The sequence below is a fragment of the Winogradskyella aurantia genome (genome assembly GCF_002266855.1).
GTDB lineage: Bacteria > Bacteroidota > Bacteroidia > Flavobacteriales > Flavobacteriaceae > Winogradskyella > Winogradskyella aurantia.
The window spans coordinates 41,200-58,680 of sequence record NZ_NGJN01000002.1 but is presented as its reverse complement, the minus strand read 5'-3'; the positions used below and the strand labels follow the sequence as shown (position 1 = coordinate 58,680).

Annotated in this window: 18 protein-coding genes; 8 read left to right on the top strand and 10 right to left on the bottom strand. The window is 38.6% G+C overall.

Annotation, left to right across the window (positions count from 1 at the left end; genetic code table 11):
* Positions 1-5: 5 nt before the first annotated feature.
* From CA834_RS03570 to CA834_RS03535, 8 genes are all read right to left on the bottom strand, one after another.
* A complete protein-coding gene (locus CA834_RS03570) occupies positions 6-857 on the bottom strand; it encodes a universal stress protein (protein WP_094967305.1) in 852 nt (283 codons plus the stop codon).
* A 68-nt stretch (positions 858-925) separates the two neighbouring features.
* A complete protein-coding gene (locus tag CA834_RS03565; RefSeq protein WP_094967304.1) occupies positions 926-1,756 on the bottom strand; it encodes a universal stress protein in 831 nt (276 codons plus the stop codon).
* Between the two features lie 11 nt (positions 1,757-1,767).
* Positions 1,768-2,610, bottom strand: a complete 843-nt coding sequence (locus CA834_RS03560; RefSeq protein WP_094967724.1) for a universal stress protein — start codon at positions 2,608-2,610, stop codon at positions 1,768-1,770.
* A gap of 12 nt (positions 2,611-2,622) precedes the next feature.
* The gene (locus CA834_RS03555) at positions 2,623-3,474 is read right to left on the bottom strand and encodes a universal stress protein (protein ID WP_094967303.1); all 852 of its coding nucleotides are present in this window, start codon (positions 3,472-3,474) and stop codon (positions 2,623-2,625) included.
* 501 nt (positions 3,475-3,975) lie between these two features.
* Positions 3,976-4,362: a hypothetical protein gene (locus CA834_RS03550; RefSeq protein WP_094967302.1), complete on the bottom strand. Its 387-nt coding sequence runs from the start codon at positions 4,360-4,362 to the stop codon at positions 3,976-3,978.
* Positions 4,363-4,371: 9 nt separating this feature from the next.
* A complete protein-coding gene (locus CA834_RS03545; protein ID WP_094967301.1) occupies positions 4,372-5,217 on the bottom strand; it encodes a universal stress protein in 846 nt (281 codons plus the stop codon).
* Between the two features lie 77 nt (positions 5,218-5,294).
* Positions 5,295-6,344, bottom strand: coding sequence for a response regulator (locus tag CA834_RS03540; protein WP_094967300.1), 1,050 nt, complete (start codon positions 6,342-6,344; stop codon positions 5,295-5,297).
* The gene (locus CA834_RS03535) at positions 6,337-8,220 is read right to left on the bottom strand and encodes a PAS domain-containing sensor histidine kinase (RefSeq protein WP_094967299.1); all 1,884 of its coding nucleotides are present in this window, start codon (positions 8,218-8,220) and stop codon (positions 6,337-6,339) included. Before CA834_RS03535 ends, CA834_RS03540 begins: the two co-directional genes overlap by 8 nt.
* A 143-nt stretch (positions 8,221-8,363) precedes the next feature.
* Here CA834_RS03535 and CA834_RS03530 point away from each other — a divergent pair, with 143 nt between their 5' ends.
* The 7 genes from CA834_RS03530 (at position 8,364) to CA834_RS03500 (ending at position 13,920) form a co-directional block, all read left to right on the top strand.
* Positions 8,364-8,738: a tellurite resistance TerB family protein gene (locus tag CA834_RS03530; RefSeq protein WP_094967298.1), complete on the top strand. Its 375-nt coding sequence runs from the start codon at positions 8,364-8,366 to the stop codon at positions 8,736-8,738.
* Positions 8,735-9,034, top strand: a complete 300-nt coding sequence (gene trxA, locus CA834_RS03525) for a thioredoxin (RefSeq protein ID WP_094967297.1) — start codon at positions 8,735-8,737, stop codon at positions 9,032-9,034. Before CA834_RS03530 ends, trxA begins: the two co-directional genes overlap by 4 nt.
* 86 nt (positions 9,035-9,120) lie before the next feature.
* On the top strand, positions 9,121-9,729 hold the full coding sequence (locus CA834_RS03520; protein WP_094967296.1) for a WG repeat-containing protein: 609 nt from the start codon (positions 9,121-9,123) through the stop codon (positions 9,727-9,729).
* Positions 9,730-10,821 carry an efflux RND transporter periplasmic adaptor subunit gene (locus CA834_RS03515; RefSeq protein ID WP_094967295.1) on the top strand — a complete coding sequence of 364 codons (1,092 nt, stop codon included), beginning with the start codon at positions 9,730-9,732 and terminating at the stop codon, positions 10,819-10,821.
* Positions 10,821-12,083 (top strand): ABC transporter permease, encoded by a 1,263-nt coding sequence (locus CA834_RS03510; RefSeq protein WP_094967294.1) that lies wholly within the window; start codon positions 10,821-10,823, stop codon positions 12,081-12,083. Before CA834_RS03515 ends, CA834_RS03510 begins: the two co-directional genes overlap by 1 nt.
* Positions 12,083-12,757, top strand: a complete 675-nt coding sequence (locus CA834_RS03505) for an ABC transporter ATP-binding protein (protein ID WP_094967293.1) — start codon at positions 12,083-12,085, stop codon at positions 12,755-12,757. The genes CA834_RS03510 and CA834_RS03505 overlap by 1 nt, the downstream gene beginning before the upstream one ends.
* Positions 12,758-12,903: 146 nt before the next feature.
* Positions 12,904-13,920, top strand: a complete 1,017-nt coding sequence (locus CA834_RS03500; protein ID WP_240507440.1) for a c-type heme family protein — start codon at positions 12,904-12,906, stop codon at positions 13,918-13,920.
* 78 nt (positions 13,921-13,998) lie between these two features.
* On the opposite strand, the gene CA834_RS03495 is transcribed toward CA834_RS03500, so the two are convergent.
* Positions 13,999-16,101 carry a TonB-dependent receptor domain-containing protein gene (locus CA834_RS03495; protein WP_240507437.1) on the bottom strand — a complete coding sequence of 701 codons (2,103 nt, stop codon included), beginning with the start codon at positions 16,099-16,101 and terminating at the stop codon, positions 13,999-14,001.
* A 48-nt stretch (positions 16,102-16,149) separates the two neighbouring features.
* Entirely contained in the window at positions 16,150-16,515 is a 366-nt protein-coding gene (locus CA834_RS03490; RefSeq protein WP_094967292.1) for a hypothetical protein, read from the bottom strand.
* A 237-nt stretch (positions 16,516-16,752) separates the two neighbouring features.
* On the opposite strand from CA834_RS03490, the gene CA834_RS03485 reads away from it, so the two are divergent.
* Complete coding sequence (locus CA834_RS03485; RefSeq protein WP_240507436.1) at positions 16,753-17,481, top strand: peroxiredoxin; 729 nt, start codon at positions 16,753-16,755, stop codon at positions 17,479-17,481.

The following is a 17,481-nucleotide window of genomic DNA, read 5'->3' as shown; positions in this document are numbered from 1 at the left end:
ATGTTTTAATTAGTTTTATCGTGTAGTACCAATATGGGTACCTTAGCATCGTGACCTATCTCCTTAACCAATGCCTGATTTAAGATGCTTCCAAAAAAGAGGTGCTTTTTATTGATAAAGGCCAACATATCGCTCTCCCTGCTTTCTACAAAGCACTTGATTGCTGTGGGTACGTGCATGCGACTCATCAACCTAAAATTAAACTTAACCGTACCCAAATAGTCTTGCAATAAGGCTTTATTCCTTAACTGGTCCTCACTTAACTCACCTTCATCAATATGAACGACCTGAATGGTGGCATGGGTGATTTTTGCAATGTCAATGAGGTACTTCAGTTCCTTCATTTTAAAAGGAATCTTGTAATCCGTAGGAAAAACAATTTCCTTAGGGATGCTGTGTTTGGCTTTTTCTGGCACGACCAGTACAGGGCAATGGCGCACTTTTTCCATAACATTTACAGCGGTACTTCCATAAGTCATGGAAATGGAGGCCGTTTCGCCCTTGGTGCCCATAATGATCATCTCGATATCCTTTTTATCCACAAGGGTTTTAATGCCCTCAACAGGGCTGTTGAACATGGAAATGGTCTCAAATTTATGGATGGCTTTAGTGTCCTGATTGAGCACCAGCATATCCATCATTTGCGCCAAACCTGTTTCTGAGTGGGCTTTTGCCTTTTCGTAAAGCTCTGTTCCGGGCATCATATTCATTAGGCTCTGCATTAAATCATTAGTCGCGGAGAAAGCGTTGAAGAGATAGAACTGGCATGGTTCTGATCCAAAAAGCTCTAGGGCATAATTAATAGCATGCCATGAATTCTTGGAAAAATCTGTGGGTAATAATATCTTACGTTTCATCACTGTTGATTTTGGATAGGTCTTAAATTTACATTGGTCTTAGGCCTGTAACAATGATATCGATCAACTTAAACCGATATCACCAAAAATGGCACTATGGGCTTAAACCCTATTTTATTGATTACTGGCTCATGCGTTATGCGCGCTATACAGCTGTGTTTGGTATGGACCATACAAAGCATGTCAATTTCTAGGTCCTCCACAAATTCCTTGATCTCCCTTTCCTTGGTACTGTAATCTGGCATCCAATGAAAACTGTACTCAAAACCTTCGAAATGATTTATTAAGCAATCGAAATGGTGTTCTTGTTTTGGACTCAATTTCTCTTCCTCGTGGATGTGCAAAATCCTGATTTTGGAGTTGTGCAAGGCCGCCATAACTTTTAATGGCTGCAACTCCTCTTCGCTAAAGTTTCGATTAAAATCGGTTGGAAAGGCTATTTGTCTTGGGGTGACATAATCATACTCATCGGGCACGACAAGAATGGCGCCTTTATTCATTCTCTTTATGGTCTTAACCGTATTGCTGCCAAAGAAAAACTCCTTGGCGCCCGTGGCTCCTTTGGTGCCCATCACTACCAAATCGATATGGTTTTTCTCCATCTCTACCTCAATAGCATCATAGAGGTCTAGTGTACTTATAATGGTTATAAATTCATGACCGGTATTGGTCTCTGAGGTTTCTATCTGGTTTTTCAATTCGTAAAGTTCCTTTCTGGCATTATCCTCCATAGCCCTTAACACCTTAGTTGCAGATGTGGACATGGTGGATGCCTTTAAGGCTATTGAATTCAAAATGTAAAAGGTACATTCCTCATTTTTAAAAAGTTTAATGGCATAAGCAATGGCACTCCAGGCGTTATCTGAAAAATCCGTTGGTAATAATATCTGGCGTTTCATAAGTCCTGTTTTTATAATTGTGATGGGATAACCAAAAATGGTATGTTAAGATGGAACCCTATTTGATTTAGGGTAGACTTGAAAAATAGATTTTCAAAAAACGAGTGCTTATTGTTTAGCATCACCAACAAATTAACCCTGGCCTTTAATTGAAATTCATCAATGGCATCGGTTAAATTCTCATGGCGCATGTCGTGAAATAAATGGGCGACGCTACCAAAATAAATTTCTAGGAGATCTCTGTTTTTTTTCTGGGTGTCCGTTAACTCATAACCAAAGGAGACATGCATCACATTGATTCTACTGTTGTAGGCTTTTGCTATATCTAAAAGGGGTTTGATATGACTTTCCGTAAAGGTGACCTCATAATCTGAAGGGAATAGGATTTCAAGAGGTCGTTCAAACTCAAAATCATCTGGAATGGCCAAAATAGGACACTTTACATGTTTAAATACTTGGACCGTATTAGACCCAAATAGGACTTCCTTGGCGCCTGTGGCTCCTTTAGTGCCCATAATGACATAGTCGAACTGCTTCTTTTCCGTAAGTTCCTTAATTTCAGTAATCAAGGTACTAAATATGCAATGGCCCTCGAATTGGTGTTTGCTATTGGGGAATTCGGTATCTATTCTGTCCAATAGCGCCTTCATTTTACCTTCGGCCACATCCCTAATGGCATCACCCAAACCATTTTGAGCCGGACCAATAAGCACAAATTCTACCTGATAAATAATTGGTGTATAGGTGTGCAGGATGGTAAAGCTACAGTCCTCATCCTTAAGTAACTGTAAGGCATATTTTATGGCATTCCAGGAATTGTCTGAAAAATCGGTGGGTAATAAGATCTTTTTCATCGTTATGGTCATTTAAACGGTTCTTCTGATATTTTGTAAGGCCAAAAACGGAATATCGGTATGCAGGCATATATCGTCTACCTTAGACCGAAATAGCATATCCTCTAAAAAGGATTGGCTAGTATTGACCATGATCAATAAATCGATTTTATGGTCTGCCGCATAGGCGGTTATGGCTTTTGAAACCTTCTTACTTTGAATGGTCTTGAAATTAAGGTCTAGTTGGTCTAGTTCGTCCTTTATGAACTCTTGATTATCCTTTTGACGTTTGGATAATTTGGCCACCTTTGAAATATAGAGTACCTCTACCACTGATTTAAAGGGTGATAGCATATCAGCTACTAACTCCATTTCTCGTTTTTTATAAGGGATTAAAAAGTTGGTTGGGAAAAGGACGTGTTTCGGTTGTTTATAGCCGTAATATTCTGGAATAACCAATACGGGGCAAGACACATATTTTAATACCTGAAGCGTGTTGCTTCCAAAAGCGTAGCTCTTATTGGCACTTTCTCCTTTTGTACCCATCACGATCAAGTCTATGTTCTTACCTATAACCAATTTATCAACCTCATCTAGAAGCGCATTATAGGCCGATACGAGATGAAATTTAAATTTTGGGTTTGGTGCAATGGTCTTCACTTCATTGAGTAGCAAGTCTAACTTTAGCTGTGAGCGATTTTTAGCAATTTCGAGAACCTCTTCAAAGAGTTCCTCCTCGAGTAAATCGTGATTGTTATAGACCTCATCTTGGTAAGCGTGCAGCAAATAGAATTCAGCCTTGTCGTTTTTAAAACATTCTAAGGCATAGCGAACAGCATTCATGGCGTTTTCGGAAAAATCGGTAGGTATGAGTATACGTTTCATGTTGGATACATTTTTTAACGTATTAAAATTATGGCATTGCGGGAAGGGCTACAATGATTTATATCAGCGATATGGGGTGTTAGAACAGGTGCAAAACTTAGCCTAAGTACCAAAAGCAGAAACAGGAAGCCTAAACTTCCTGTTTCCTGGGACATTTAATTTTATAATACTGTTTTCGTAGCAGTTTAAAGACATCTTTCCATCTTAAGAAAAACTGAAAGTACTTACAACACTATCATAGCTTCAAATGCCCTAATTATGTTTATTAAAAGCCCCCTTTTAATAAGCACTAATTTAGTGTATAAAGGCAACCTATAAAATGATATAAATCAGTTTTTACCATTTTTTTATAGATTCCTTATAAACATAGGAAAACCAGATAACAATCTGGTTTTCCCATTGATTAATAGCACATAAATAAAATTAAGGAATCCTCTACCTTAATGGATTGTAAATGTATTAAACCAACACCGCTGTAAAAATGATATTGGTCAGTTTTCCCTAATAGGGAATAATTTGATATACCATGTTCAATAAGAACAGACCCACCAAAAAAAGCAGGGTGTACATCACTTGAACAAATTTTACATTGGTCACCTTTAGCCAATCGACGGTCCACTTGGGAAAAATAAACAATGCCAAGCCTATAAACAGTGAGAACCACCCTATAAGCGTAATGATAATCTTATAATTAAGCTCCCAGATATTGTGCAAAATAATATTGGTAAGACCGATAATTATAGCAATAAAGGAAATTAGGATTAAAAATTTCTCATCTTTTAAATCTTCAAAAATCTGTTTTATCCGTTTGGGATTTAAGCTGAGAATCAAAAAGAAAATTATTAGATACCAACCCCAAAATTTTGCAAAAAATAACGATAGTTCCATAGTTGATGATTAAGTGGTTTCATGTAATACTAAAAAAGGTATATCTGTGTGATAGGTAATGTTTTCTACCCTAGAGTTAAATACGATTTGCTGAAAGTAATTGAGGTTCTTAGCGACCATGGCGATCATGCCCACGCCCCTACTTTCGGTGAAGCATTGAACAGCATCTTCTAAACGCTTATTGCTGAGAAAATAAAAATCATAGTCATAGCCACTGAAAAAATCCTCCAAGAGCTCCTTATTCTTTTTTTGTTCTAAACTTAAGCTTTCATTTTTACTTTGGACATGCAAAAAGCTCAGTTTGGAATTGTTGTTTTCCATAACTTCCAATACTGGTTTAAGCATACTGAAATTGTTGAACGACGAAAAATCTGTTGGAAAGGCGAGCTCATCAATAATTTGGAATTTGGCATTTTCGGGCACTACCAAGGTGGTGCATTTTACCTTAACCACCACATCACCTGCGTTACTGCCAATGATGATTTGCTTGAGGCCCGAGGCCCCTTTGGTGCCCATGATAATTAAATCAATATTTTTATCGAGGACTTGACTCCTGATGGAATCGATAAAAAAGCCATAGTCCACTATAGTATAGAACCTGTGGTTTACATTATGTGATACCTTGGAAATACGTTTTAAAAGTTTTAAAAGTTTAGTCTTGGCTGGTTTAATATAAACCTCTTCTATGACGCTGTCAGCACCTACATAAGCCGGATCGCTCAAAATAGTATGATTAACCGTATTTACATGAAGTAAATAAAATACTGCTGGTGTATCCTTTAAAAATTGGAGTGCGTATATGATGGCGTTCCATGAATTCTCGGAAAAATCAGTGGGAAGCAAAACACTTTTCATAATTCATTAGTTTAACGAATCTAAAAGTATAAGCCTAAAATTAACTCTACAATGACGAGAATCATTAATCGTTTTTTCTACTGTATTTCCTTGAGACGCTCTAAATCCATGACCACAATATTTCTACCTTCTGTTTTTATGATGCCCTCTTTTTTAAAATTGGTAAGGGTTCTTATAAAAGTCTCTGTGGCTACGCCGGCCACACTTGCTAAATCGTGCCTGGATATTTTTATGGGGTCTTCTGGTTTTCGGTTTATTTTTTCGGCAAATTGTATAATGGTGTCTGCGGTTTTTTTATTTACCGAACTATAAGCCATTTGCAAGAGTTGTTCCTTGATGTTTGACAGATCATCCGTCAAAAGGTCTAGCAGTTCTATGGCGACCTTATGGTTGTCACTGAGAATTTGCGACAATTGAAGTATGGAAACACCTCTTAATTCGGTCTTCTTAATGGCAGTGGCCGTTTCTCTGTGGGGTAGGTTATGTGTAAAGGAGGTATAACCGAACAAATCATCTTCCTTAAACAAGCCTGTCACTAATTCCTTGCCGTATTCATCTAGCTTATGGGATTTAACCGCGCCTTGGGTAATTAAATAGATGTAATTGGAGTGATCCCCTTCATGGTAAATGATGTCATTTTTCTTGTACTTAAATATCTCACCATAGTCATCAAAGAAATTCTTTAAGTCATTTAAGGACCGTAATTCATCCTCTTCCTCTATGGACGCATGACCTAAATTACGGCGATCTTCCAAGATAGCGGCTTTGGCCAGTCTACTCTTAATGGCACTTACCAGTTCGTCTTCAGTAAAGGGCTTGGTGATGTAATCATCTGCACCCATATTCATACCCTTTCTAATATCCTGATGTTCTGTTTTTGCTGAAAGGAAAATAAATGGAATGTATTTTGTCTGTTTGTTTTTAGACAGATTATCCAGCACCTCGTAGCCGTCCATTTTGGGCATCATGATATCGCAGACGATAATGTCTGGGTGGATTGACTTGGCTAGTGTTAGGCCTTCCTTTCCGTCTGATGCCGTTACGACATCATATTTCAAAAGCTCTAAGAGTTCCGCTATATTTTCCTTTAATACCTTATCGTCTTCTATAATCAATACTTTAGTCATGTTTGGTCGTGGGTATTTTAAGTGTTACAATGGTGCCTTTATGCTCTTCGCTGGCTATGGTGATAGTACCGCCTAAATTCTCAATATGGGTCTGGGCGATATTTAGCCCTATGCCTGTCCCTTGTATATTGAGCGTATTCTCGGCCCTGAAGTAGCGCGAAAACACATTATTAATATCCTTCTCCGGTATCCCAATGCCTTGGTCCTCCACCTCGATAACCGTAAATGTATCATCCTGTGATACCCTGATATCGATTTTTGAATGTTCTGCTGAATATTTAATGGCATTCTGAACAATATTAGTGAGGGCTAACTCCATAATACGCTCATCCTGAAACATATTCATCTCATTGATATTTGAGGGGTAATTGATGTTCTGTCCTTCCTTTAGGGACATGTTGGCATTATAGACCACTTCATTGATGACCTTGCTCAATTTAAATTCATTGAACTTATAATAGATGGTGCCAGACTCCAGACGCTCAATGGACAGGAAGTCATTTAAAATGGTATTCAAGTACTGCACCTTATCCCTTATAATGGCCAGGTGCCGATTTCTTCGGTCCTGTTCTTCCGTACGCTTGTATTTTTCAAGCAGCATAACGGAAGTTGAGATTCCGCTCAATGGGGTCTTAAATTCGTGAGAGACCAGGGACAGGAATTTAGTCTTTAACTCATTGAGCTCCTTTTCCTTGCTCAAGGCCATTTGTAGCTGTTCGGTTCGCTCTTCCACCTTTTTCTCTAGTTTTGTGGTATATTCCTTTTGCTCAGAAATATCCACTATTATAGCCACAAAAACAGGTCTTTCATTCAAATGGGAGAGTTGTAAATGCACATTTACCGGGTAGGTTGACCCGTCCTTTCGCTTATGGGTGGTCTCAAATTCCAGACGCTCTTCCACTTTATGGATAAGGGGTTCTGTGAAACGCGTCCTAAACTGTTTTTCGTTTTTCACCACCTTTAAGTCCAGGGGTGTCATTGTTTTTAGTTCGCTCAGGGTATAACCGATATTTTTCAAGGCCCCTCTGTTGGCGTTAATAAATTTTAAGGTATTTGCGTCGAACACATAAATCTCGTTGAGGGATTCATTAAAGATGGTTGCCAAATGGCTGCGCTCCTCTTCTGCCCTAACGCGCTCCGTAACGTCATTTTGAATACCTATAAAATTAGTAATTGTACCTCTTTCGTTTCTAATCGGAGTCACATACAGATCGTTCCAGAATAAGGTACCGTCCTTTTTATAATTACGTAAGGTCACCAAGCAATTCTCACCTTGCTTTATTGCTTCCCTTAGTTTATCCAATCCCTTTTGATCTCTATCCTCACCCTGCAAAAAGCGACAGTTCTTATTTAAAACTTCTTCTTTTGAATAGCCCGTGAGCTCTAAGAATGCGCTATTGTAATAAATGATGGGGTTATCTGGCCTTAGCGCATCGGTGATTAATATACCATTACTCGCGGATTCTAAAGCTTTACTCCGCAACATAAGGTCGAGCTCACTTTCCTTTTGCTTAGAGACATCCTTAATTAAGGCCATGACATAGATCTTATCATAGATCTTAAACGGATTCAGGGCCACTTCAATGGGAATAATTTCCCCGGATTTCTTGAGACCATAAACATCAGTGGTTTTACCCATTTTGCGCTGTTGATATTCCTCAATGAAATTTTCAACATATTCCTGATGCTTTTCATGGTAATTGGAAGGCATGAGTATCGTTAAGGGCTTGCCTTTAATCTCTTCCTTGTCGTATTCAAACACACCTTCCGCAACCTTGTTGATTTCCATGATGCGCTGTTTTTCATCGACAATTATAACGGCTTCAGAAACCGTCTCTAAAAGAATATTGAATATTTCCTGGTCTTGTCTCAGCATGCATCGAGGTGTCTAGAAATTCTGTATTAAAGATACGAAATTAGTGCCTATTAAATGATGAATCTGATCATTATCATTCTTTAATAGTAATGGTTTAAATACCTTGTAAGCCATTACTATAGCCCCTATTTTTATTTGGTGTTATGACCGTTGCCTTATTACAACATATCAGTTATTTGTTCTATGCCATTGCCAAGGCAGATAACACCTTGTCAATGGATGAGTACCGCAGTTTGACGGAAATTTTGAAAAGGCACTGGACGTCCTTGGATGAGGAACAGATTGAAGTGATTACAACACAATTTAATGCATTACAAAAAGCCAATAGATCTCCTGAATCTTGTTTTGATGCATTTATAGCCTACGTGCACCAACACCCCGAGGAGTTTACCAAAGCGCTGAGGACCTTGCTATTGCGCAGCGCCAATAAGATAGCCTATGCCTTTGCCAAAATGAGCAAAAATGAATTACATTATATAGCAAAATTGAGTTTAGAATTTAAAAAAATAAACACATGAAATCTAGTTTTAGTACTATCATCAATTCCGACACACCCGTTTTGGTAGATTTTTTTGCCGATTGGTGTGGCCCCTGCAAAATGCTCGCACCGGTTTTAAAGGCCGTTAAGGAAGAACTTGGCGAACGCGTTAAGATAGTTAAAATTGACGTAGACAAAAATCAGTTGCTGGCCTCAAAATATCAAGTTAGAGGTGTGCCCACGATGATTTTATTTAAAAACGGTAAGCAAGTTTGGCGCCAGTCTGGGGTCTTACAAAAAGCAGACCTTATAAAGGTCATTGAAAATTCCAATTAAGGTGGGGATGCAACAGTGACCAATGTCATTGTTTTACTACACTATTGGGTTTAGTTTTAGAGGATAATTTTTAAAGCGTTTTTACCATGAGACATTTGATTCTTTTTTTTACGGCTATAATTATGTTTCCCCTATTTATGTACCCTCAAGATATAAGTGGGATTGACTATATTTCGCCATTTCATGAAGGTTTAGCAGCGATTAAAAAGGGAAATGAATGGGCGTTCATTACTACTAATGGGGAGCTTGTTATCGACTATAGAAGTGATGTCGTCGTCTCTTCAATGGATGATATGGCCTATCCTGTTTTTAATTCCGAACGTTGTTTGATCGTTGAAGAGAAAAAGGGTATATCATACTTTGGGTACATTGATACAAGCGGTAAAACCGTTATTGAGCCACAGTTTTTAAATGCGACCAATTTTAATAATGGATTAGCCATTATCCTTAAACTCTATAAAGATGTTATTGGACAAAACGATGTTCTGGATAAACGCATGATTGACTATAATTATATGGAGTTAACCATAAACCCCAATGGAGACATCGTCCATTATTTATCTAAAAAACCAACTCATATTACATTATCCAAGAATTTTTTGCCCAGACCACCGGAAATTAGATCTAAGTTTTTAAACAAACAGGTCATTGCTATCAAGGACAAAAACAACACCTATTCCATTAAAAAAATTTAAATGTTTAGATGGATACGATTATGGCCTCTGCCCTTGCTTGTATTGGTTGTTTACTCCTGTGCTAAAACCAAGGAGCAAACTACAGTACAACGGCGCTCTATTACCGAATCTATTTATGCCTCTGTCATCGTTCAACCCGATAGTATTTATGAGGTCTACGCCATTGTTTCGGGTATCATAGACAACATCCCTGTTGAGGAGGGCGACCTTATTGTAAAGGACCAACCCATCATTCAGATTACGAATAACACACCAAAACTCAACACCCAAAACGCTAAACTGGCCTATGACCTTGCCTATCAAAATTACCGGGGCAGCTCCGCTATCTTAAAAGGTATCGCCGATGAAATCGATGCTGCAGAGCTTCGGTATCGAAACGACTCCATCAATTTTTTTAGACAAGCTAGCCTTTGGAAACAGAATATTGGCTCCAAAGCGCAATACGACAGTAAAAAACTGGCCTATCAATTATCGCTCAATTCCTTAAACCTCCTAAGAGATAAATTAAAACGTACAGAAAATGAGCTTAAAACGGCATTAGAACAAGCACAGAACAACTATAAATCCTCACTCATAGCAACCAAGGATTTTACCATTAAGAGTACTATGTCCGGTAAACTATATGCCTTATACAAAGAGCCTGGTGAATTGGTTACCACCATGGAGCCATTGGCGTCCATTGGTAGTGCCACCCATTTTGTTATTGAATTATTAGTGGACGAAGTGGATATTGTTAATGTCTCTTTGGGGCAAAACGTATTGGTAACCCTAGAGGCTTATCAAGATCAGGTCTTTGAAGCTAAAATCTCAAAAATATTTCCAAAGAAGGATGAAAGAAACCAGACCTTTTTGGTAGAAGCCCTTTTTAACGTGCCACCGCCAAAACTGTATCCCGGACTTTCTGGAGAAGCCAACATTATCATTGACCAACACAAGGACGTGCTCACTATTCCGAAGGCTTATATCGTTGATGATACTAAGGTATTGACCGATGTTGGACTCAAAACCATAGAGATTGGTTTAGAGAGTATGGAATACGTGGAGATACGGTCTGGCCTGGCGGAAAATACTGTAATTTATAAAGCGCAATAGTGACGAACTGGGGTCTTATATTAAGCATTGCCAAAACCCATTTGCTCACCAAGGTAAAGCAAACGAGTGTGGCCGCCCTTGGCGTCACCTTTGGTATTGGTGCTTATATTACCTTGGTGTGTTTTATGACCGGTTTAAACACCATGCTAGATGACCTCATCTTAAACCAAACACCCCATATTCATATCTACAATGAAATAAAACCGTCAAAACAACAACCTGTTAGCTTATATGACAAACTTGAAAACAGTATAAACAGCGTTCATTCCATTAAACCCAGGCTCACGCAAAAGAAAATCCACAATGCCTTACCCATTATAGATTACTTGAGCAGCAACAGGCATGTAAAAGCGGTTCTGCCTCAGATAAAAACCCAAATTTTTTACATTGCCGGTTCTATTGAACTTGGCGGAAACCTAACAGGTATTCGGCCGATTGAAGAGGCCAACTATTTTAATTTAAAAGATTACATTGTCGAAGGCTCTGCCGATGCCCTAGAGCAGACGGACAACAGTATTCTACTCGGTGCTGGGATAGCCGAAAAGATGTCCTTAAAGGTTGGAGACCGCGTTCAGGTAAGTCCACTTGAAGGTGGATTTTTTCCGCTAAAGATTGTAGGGATCTATCAAAGTGGTATTGCCGAAATTGATGCCATCCAGAGTTTTACCAATATCAATACAATTCAACGTATTCTGGGAAAAGCCAACAACTACATCACCGATATCAACGTGAAGTTATACGATATAGAATTGGCCAGACCCATGGCGCAAGACATAGAAGACCAATTTAATTTAAGAGCTATTGACATCAAAACCGCCAATGCACAATTTGAAACAGGAACCACCATTAGAAATCTCATCACTTATGCTGTTTCCATCACCTTACTTATTGTAGCTGGCTTTGGAATCTACAACATATTAAATATGCTCATTTACGAAAAAATGAACGATATCGCTATACTCAAGGCCATAGGATTCTCTGGGCGTGATGTACAATTTATTTTTATGAGTCAGGCTATAATTATAGGTTTTGTAGGCGGGGTTTTAGGGCTACTCATTGGTTACGGCCTAACGCGATTAATCGATACCATTCCCTTTGAAACAGAAGCCTTGCCAACCATTGAAACCTATCCTATAAATCAAAATCCCATATTTTTTGTGATAGGATTTACATTTGCCATGCTTTCAACCTTCTTAGCAGGCTATTTGCCTTCCAAAAAGGCACAAAAAATAGACCCTGTTAAAATCATTAGAGGACAATAATGGAACCTATACTAGAAGCTAGACATATTAACAAATCCTTTAAAAAGCCCGTATTATTTCATGTACTGAAGGACATTAGTTTTAAAATACACAAAGGTGAATTTACCTCCATCATGGGTAAGTCTGGCTGTGGCAAATCCACATTGCTCTATATTCTGTCTACGATGGATACGGACTATGAGGGTGAATTATATCTAAATAACCAACTGATTACAGGGGCTGAAAGAAACGAGCTCTCCCAAATAAGAAACAAACATATCGGTTTTGTGTTTCAGTTCCATTACCTGCTTCCTGAGTTTTCAGTTTTAGAAAATGTGATGCTTCCGGCAAAAAAACTTGCCGAAAAATCACCTGAAGAGATTACCCACAACGCTATTGAAAAGCTAAAGGTTTTAAACATAGAGCATTTGGCCAAAAAGCGCGCTTCTCAAATTTCTGGCGGTGAAAAGCAACGCGTTGCCATAGCTCGGGCACTCATAAATAGTCCGTCGATTATTATGGGCGATGAACCCACTGGAAATCTCGATAGTCACAATGCGGACAATGTCTTTACTATTTTTAGGGAACTCAGTGACTTAGAACACTTATCGCTTTTGGTAGTGACCCATGATGAGGACTTTGCCAAAAAAACGGACCGGATCATCACCATGGAAGATGGACGCATCATTACATAGCATCAGTTATCCATTAGAATAGCTTGTGCACGCGTAAGTATTAGCCATGGGCTGTTTTGAAATTAATTTCCCTGATTATGACGGTTGTCATAGTACTACTATTTTTGAACTATTAATTTCGTAATAACATAAAAAATACCATAATTGTGAGAACCCTTATAATATTAGTAGCGCTTTCATTCAGTGTAGTGGGATGTAAAGACCATAAAAATCCATATGAGTCCATTCAGGCAGCCAAGGGCACAGAAGCGCAGACGCATCCTGGCAAAACATTGATGGAAACCAATTGTTATGTGTGCCATAGCCCTACGGCGAGCCATGATAACCGCATTGGACCTCCGATGATAGCGGTGAAAAAACATTATATAAATGACTCTACAACCAAGGACGCCTTTATTAAAGCTATGCAAGCATGGGTTAAAAACCCGAACGAAGCAGACGCTAAGATGCCTGGCGCCGTAAGACGTTTTGGTGTTATGCCAAAAGCATACTACCCAGAGGAAACCATTGAAAAGATTGCCGACTACATTTATGATTATGATATTGATCAACCCGAGTGGTTTGAAAGTCATTACAACGAGATGCGTGGCAAGAAAAAGGGAATGGGTCGCGGAAACGGTAAGGGCAAACAGAATGGAAAAAAGAAGGGCAAACAGACGGTGAGCAATCTATCGCATGCAGACCTTGGGTTACAATATGCCTTGGGCACCAAAGCTGTTTTAGGGAAGAACCTTATGACAAAACTACAAAAGGAAGGCACTGCCGCAGCCCTAGAGTTCTGTAACGAAAACGCGTATCACCTTACGGACAGTATGGCAACCGAATATAAGGCCTCGATTAAGAGAGTCACGGATAAGCCTAGAAATCAAAATAATATGGCCAATGCTGAGGAGATGAGGTATATCAACAACTTTAAACAGGTTATTGCAAATAAAGAAGAACCCCAACCCATTTCAGAAACAAAAGATGGTGTGGTGCACGTGTATTACCCTATCGTTACGAATACCATGTGCCTGCAATGTCATGGAAAGCCCAAGACCAATATAGCAGCCCGTGATTATAAGATCATAAAGCAATTATATCCAAAGGATTTGGCCGTAGGATATTCTGAAAATGAAGTGAGAGGCATTTGGCACGTAACCTTTACTGAAAGAAACGAATAATATACCATAAGGTAAAACAGATGTTTCTATAACAAAAAAAGAGCGCTAGTGGAGCGCTCTCTTTTTTTATGTCAGCTATTACAATTGATATTGTAAAAATACCGCAAAATTTCTACCAGGGTCTGTTATTGGTGTTCTGCCAAAGTCAGCTTGGTTAACAAATGAGAAATTAAGATGATTATTATAAGCTTCGTCAAACACGTTAAGTGCCGCAAACCCTACATTTATGTTTTTTACTGGGGTTATCCCAAATCTTATATCTAGTGTTTGGTAGGCATCCGTATTGATTTCTCCAAAACTTGGTGCAATTTCAACTGCTTCCGAGACTAAGTTTAACACGGCATTGGCCCAAAACTTAGACTTTTCAAAGCCAAAAGACAACCTAGAGGTTAAAGGCGGTGTTAAGGGCAAGGACTCATTTAAATCGCGATTTTCAGTGTAAACATAGGCTAGTTCAGTTTTAAGGTAAAAATCATCTAAAAAATCGACTTGTGCCATAAGTTCAAATCCGGTTTTAAAAGCCTCATCCAAATTCCTAAATACTTTAGGATTCTGTGGTTGGAGCATGGGCATAAACTTTCTGGTTTTAGTTTCATCAATGATACCCACTATATAATTTTCAAATAGCGAATAGTAAAAAGATGCTTCATACCTAAAGCTATTAAAACCCTTGGTTAACGGTGCTTTCCCGATAAAACCTATTTCAAACTGATTATTAACCTCAGCCTTTAGGTCAGGGTTACCGATATATTCAAATGGATCCTGACCAACATTGAAGTGATTAATAAAGCGCTCTATCATATTTGCCGACCTTACGCCTCTACCGTAAGCGGCCTGCACCATAAATTGATCTGAGATTTCCTTTTTCACAGAAATCGTTCCACTAACATTGTGCTCTGTGCGCTTTTTTAAGTCATACAAATCAGCAAAATCATCTTCAGGATTTTTTATGTCCGAAACGACATTATCGTACCTTAATCCAAAAGTGAGGTTAGTGGATGTGTTTAGTAGATAGATTGCTTCCGTAAAAAGACCCAAATCGGTGATGTAAGAATCTTGCCAGACCTTATCTGTAAATTCCATAGGCATCGGCAAGGGGGTTCCATTCATTAGTTTAACCAATCTTGTTCTACTGCCATCTCTAGCAACGTGCATGGCATCTACGCCTGAAAAAAAGGTAAGCCCATCAATTGACTTCCACTCCACTTCAAACTTGCCACCAAGGGTTGTTGCATCTACAGCAGCTAGAGCTTCGGTCATCATAAAAGATGGTCGATTGGCATTGGTCATTAAATGGTCTACATAACTGTAATACATTTTCCCGGTGAGGGTGTTAATTGTACTATTTACATCAGATTTTTTATAATCTAGGGAAGCGATAGAACTATTGTCGTATTCGGTGTCCATAGGTAGGCCTGCATGTAAAACGTCCCTGCCAAAAGATTGTCGCCATTGCATCTGCAGTCTTTCATTATCTGAAAAATTATATCCTGCCTTAAATCCGTAATCCAAACTTCTAAAAGACGAAGGAATCTCAATGCCGTCACCATCTTTATAGTTCCCAAAATCCCGCTGCCCAAACGTAGCTAAGACGTCATACTTCTCTTCCGTTTGACCTAATTGAACGAGGTTTACGATATTTCCACCATTACTTTCATAACCTGAAGCTACCTTAACATTGAGACCTTGGTCTGAAAGATTTGGTTTTTGGGTAACCAAGTTAACGATACCGCCAAAAGTAGGACCATATCGGACCGTGTAAGGACCTTTAATGATTTCAATTTTTGATATTTCCTCTGGTATAATATGTGTGGTAATAGGATCCATTCGGTTAGGACAAGCGTGCATGGCCTTGGTTCCACCATCGTACTGAACGTTAAGTTGTTCGTATTGTGCGGCCCTAAAACTTGGGTCTATGGCATAATTTCCTCGTTTAATAAGGCTAAAACCATTCAAGTCACTAAACAGGTCTGCCACATTTTTAGGCTGAACAACCTTTTTAGCGTACTTATTAAATACTACTGAAAATACAGGGTCTCGCTTTATTTTGCCACTTAATATAACCTCATTGAGAGCTATTAATTTTTGTTTTGAGCTGTCTTTTTGGGCTAAAGGTTGTTCCTGCCCAAAAGAAGCTAGTGTAAATAGCATGCCAAAAAGCACACCATAAAATAGTTTCATTTTTATAGGGTTTAATTTTTAGAAATAAGACTGTTGGTTGTAGATGAACTACAACGTACTATAACTCATCTTAACCCATGGCGGACGAAAACAATCAATGACTATGTGGTAAGCGTACAGATTTTGATAGGGCACTGATTTTTGGTCTTTTGTGGCGCACAGTATTCCATTCTCAGAGACTCTTATTGGTGAATGTTGATATAAAATAAGGTCTCTAAATTCAATAATGCTCTCTGGCGTTTTTTGCTTTTTGTTCTGAGACTCAGCTACTTTTTTTAATTGGCATTTGCCATTACATTGAAGCTCTGGCTTATCTTTATTTTCGCATAAGCGTTCAATGAAACCAATAGTATCTAGCTCATAATAGGAAAAGGTTAAGGTGGCCCAAAAACTGTTGACTAGAATTAGAAACACGAAACTTATCGAAAATATATAGGATGCGACCTTCACAATTCAATTATGCGATTATACTTCACCAACCATACTTACGTATCAAATATAGTAAAAAAACCTGAACTCATTTTACTTGGAAGTGGCTTTTTAAAATAGAAATCAAAAGTCCAAAGAATTAATCTTTTTTGAGGTAACAATGGTTACATATATGGGTCATAATTGCGTGTATCTTTGTTAACCTAATTTAAATAACTATACATGATGAATACGAATGAAAACCATGTGGAAGACACACATTTTGCAATGCCAAGAATTGGAGATAAAGCACCAGAGTTTAAAGCCGTAACAACCCAAGGTGATATTAATTTTCCTTCAGACTATAAGGGTGAATGGGTCATTTTATTTAGTCACCCAGCGGATTTCACCCCTGTATGTACCTCTGAGTTTATGACATTTGCCCATCTTGAAGAAAAGTTTGCTCAGGCCAATTGCAAACTAGTTGGTCTGTCAGTTGATGGGCTATACAGCCATATCGCTTGGTTAAGAACCATAAAAGATAAAATTAAGTTTAATGGGATGGACAACGTAGAAGTTAAGTTTCCATTAATAGAGGATATCACCATGAACGTCGCCAAGAAATACGGGATGATTCAACCAGGTGAGCACAAAACCCAAGCGGTGCGGGCTGTCTTTTTTATAGATCCTGAAAGTACCGTTAGAGCCATTATCTATTATCCTTTGAGCTTAGGCAGAAACTTCGACGAAATATACAGAGCTCTAATAGCTATGCAAACATCGGATAAATTCAATGTAGCGACACCGGCCGATTGGAACCCCGGTGATGATGTTATTATTTCACCCGCAGGATCTTGTGGTGTTGCAGAAGAACGAATGAGCAGTAGCGATGAGCTAGAATGTGAAGATTGGTTTTTCTGTACTAAAAAGTTAGATAGAGATTTAGTTTTAAACGAAATTCTTAAAAAGTAA

Bases quoted from the DNA above. Each gene is read 5' to 3' on its own strand.
- CA834_RS03570 (WP_094967305.1), bottom strand. From the start codon at position 857: ATGAAACGTAAGATATTATTACCCACAGATTTTTCCAAGAATTCATGG.
- CA834_RS03565 (WP_094967304.1), bottom strand. From the start codon at position 1,756: ATGAAACGCCAGATATTATTACCAACGGATTTTTCAGATAACGCCTGG.
- CA834_RS03560 (WP_094967724.1), bottom strand. From the start codon at position 2,610: ATGAAAAAGATCTTATTACCCACCGATTTTTCAGACAATTCCTGGAAT.
- CA834_RS03555 (WP_094967303.1), bottom strand. From the start codon at position 3,474: ATGAAACGTATACTCATACCTACCGATTTTTCCGAAAACGCCATGAAT.
- CA834_RS03550 (WP_094967302.1), bottom strand. From the start codon at position 4,362: ATGGAACTATCGTTATTTTTTGCAAAATTTTGGGGTTGGTATCTAATA.
- CA834_RS03545 (WP_094967301.1), bottom strand. From the start codon at position 5,217: ATGAAAAGTGTTTTGCTTCCCACTGATTTTTCCGAGAATTCATGGAAC.
- CA834_RS03540 (WP_094967300.1), bottom strand. From the start codon at position 6,344: ATGACTAAAGTATTGATTATAGAAGACGATAAGGTATTAAAGGAAAAT.
- CA834_RS03535 (WP_094967299.1), bottom strand. From the start codon at position 8,220: ATGCTGAGACAAGACCAGGAAATATTCAATATTCTTTTAGAGACGGTT.
- CA834_RS03530 (WP_094967298.1), top strand. From the start codon at position 8,364: ATGACCGTTGCCTTATTACAACATATCAGTTATTTGTTCTATGCCATT.
- trxA (WP_094967297.1), top strand. From the start codon at position 8,735: ATGAAATCTAGTTTTAGTACTATCATCAATTCCGACACACCCGTTTTG.
- CA834_RS03520 (WP_094967296.1), top strand. From the start codon at position 9,121: ATGAGACATTTGATTCTTTTTTTTACGGCTATAATTATGTTTCCCCTA.
- CA834_RS03515 (WP_094967295.1), top strand. From the start codon at position 9,730: ATGTTTAGATGGATACGATTATGGCCTCTGCCCTTGCTTGTATTGGTT.
- CA834_RS03505 (WP_094967293.1), top strand. From the start codon at position 12,083: ATGGAACCTATACTAGAAGCTAGACATATTAACAAATCCTTTAAAAAG.
- CA834_RS03495 (WP_240507437.1), bottom strand. From the start codon at position 16,101: ATGAAACTATTTTATGGTGTGCTTTTTGGCATGCTATTTACACTAGCT.
- CA834_RS03485 (WP_240507436.1), top strand. From the start codon at position 16,753: ATGATGAATACGAATGAAAACCATGTGGAAGACACACATTTTGCAATG.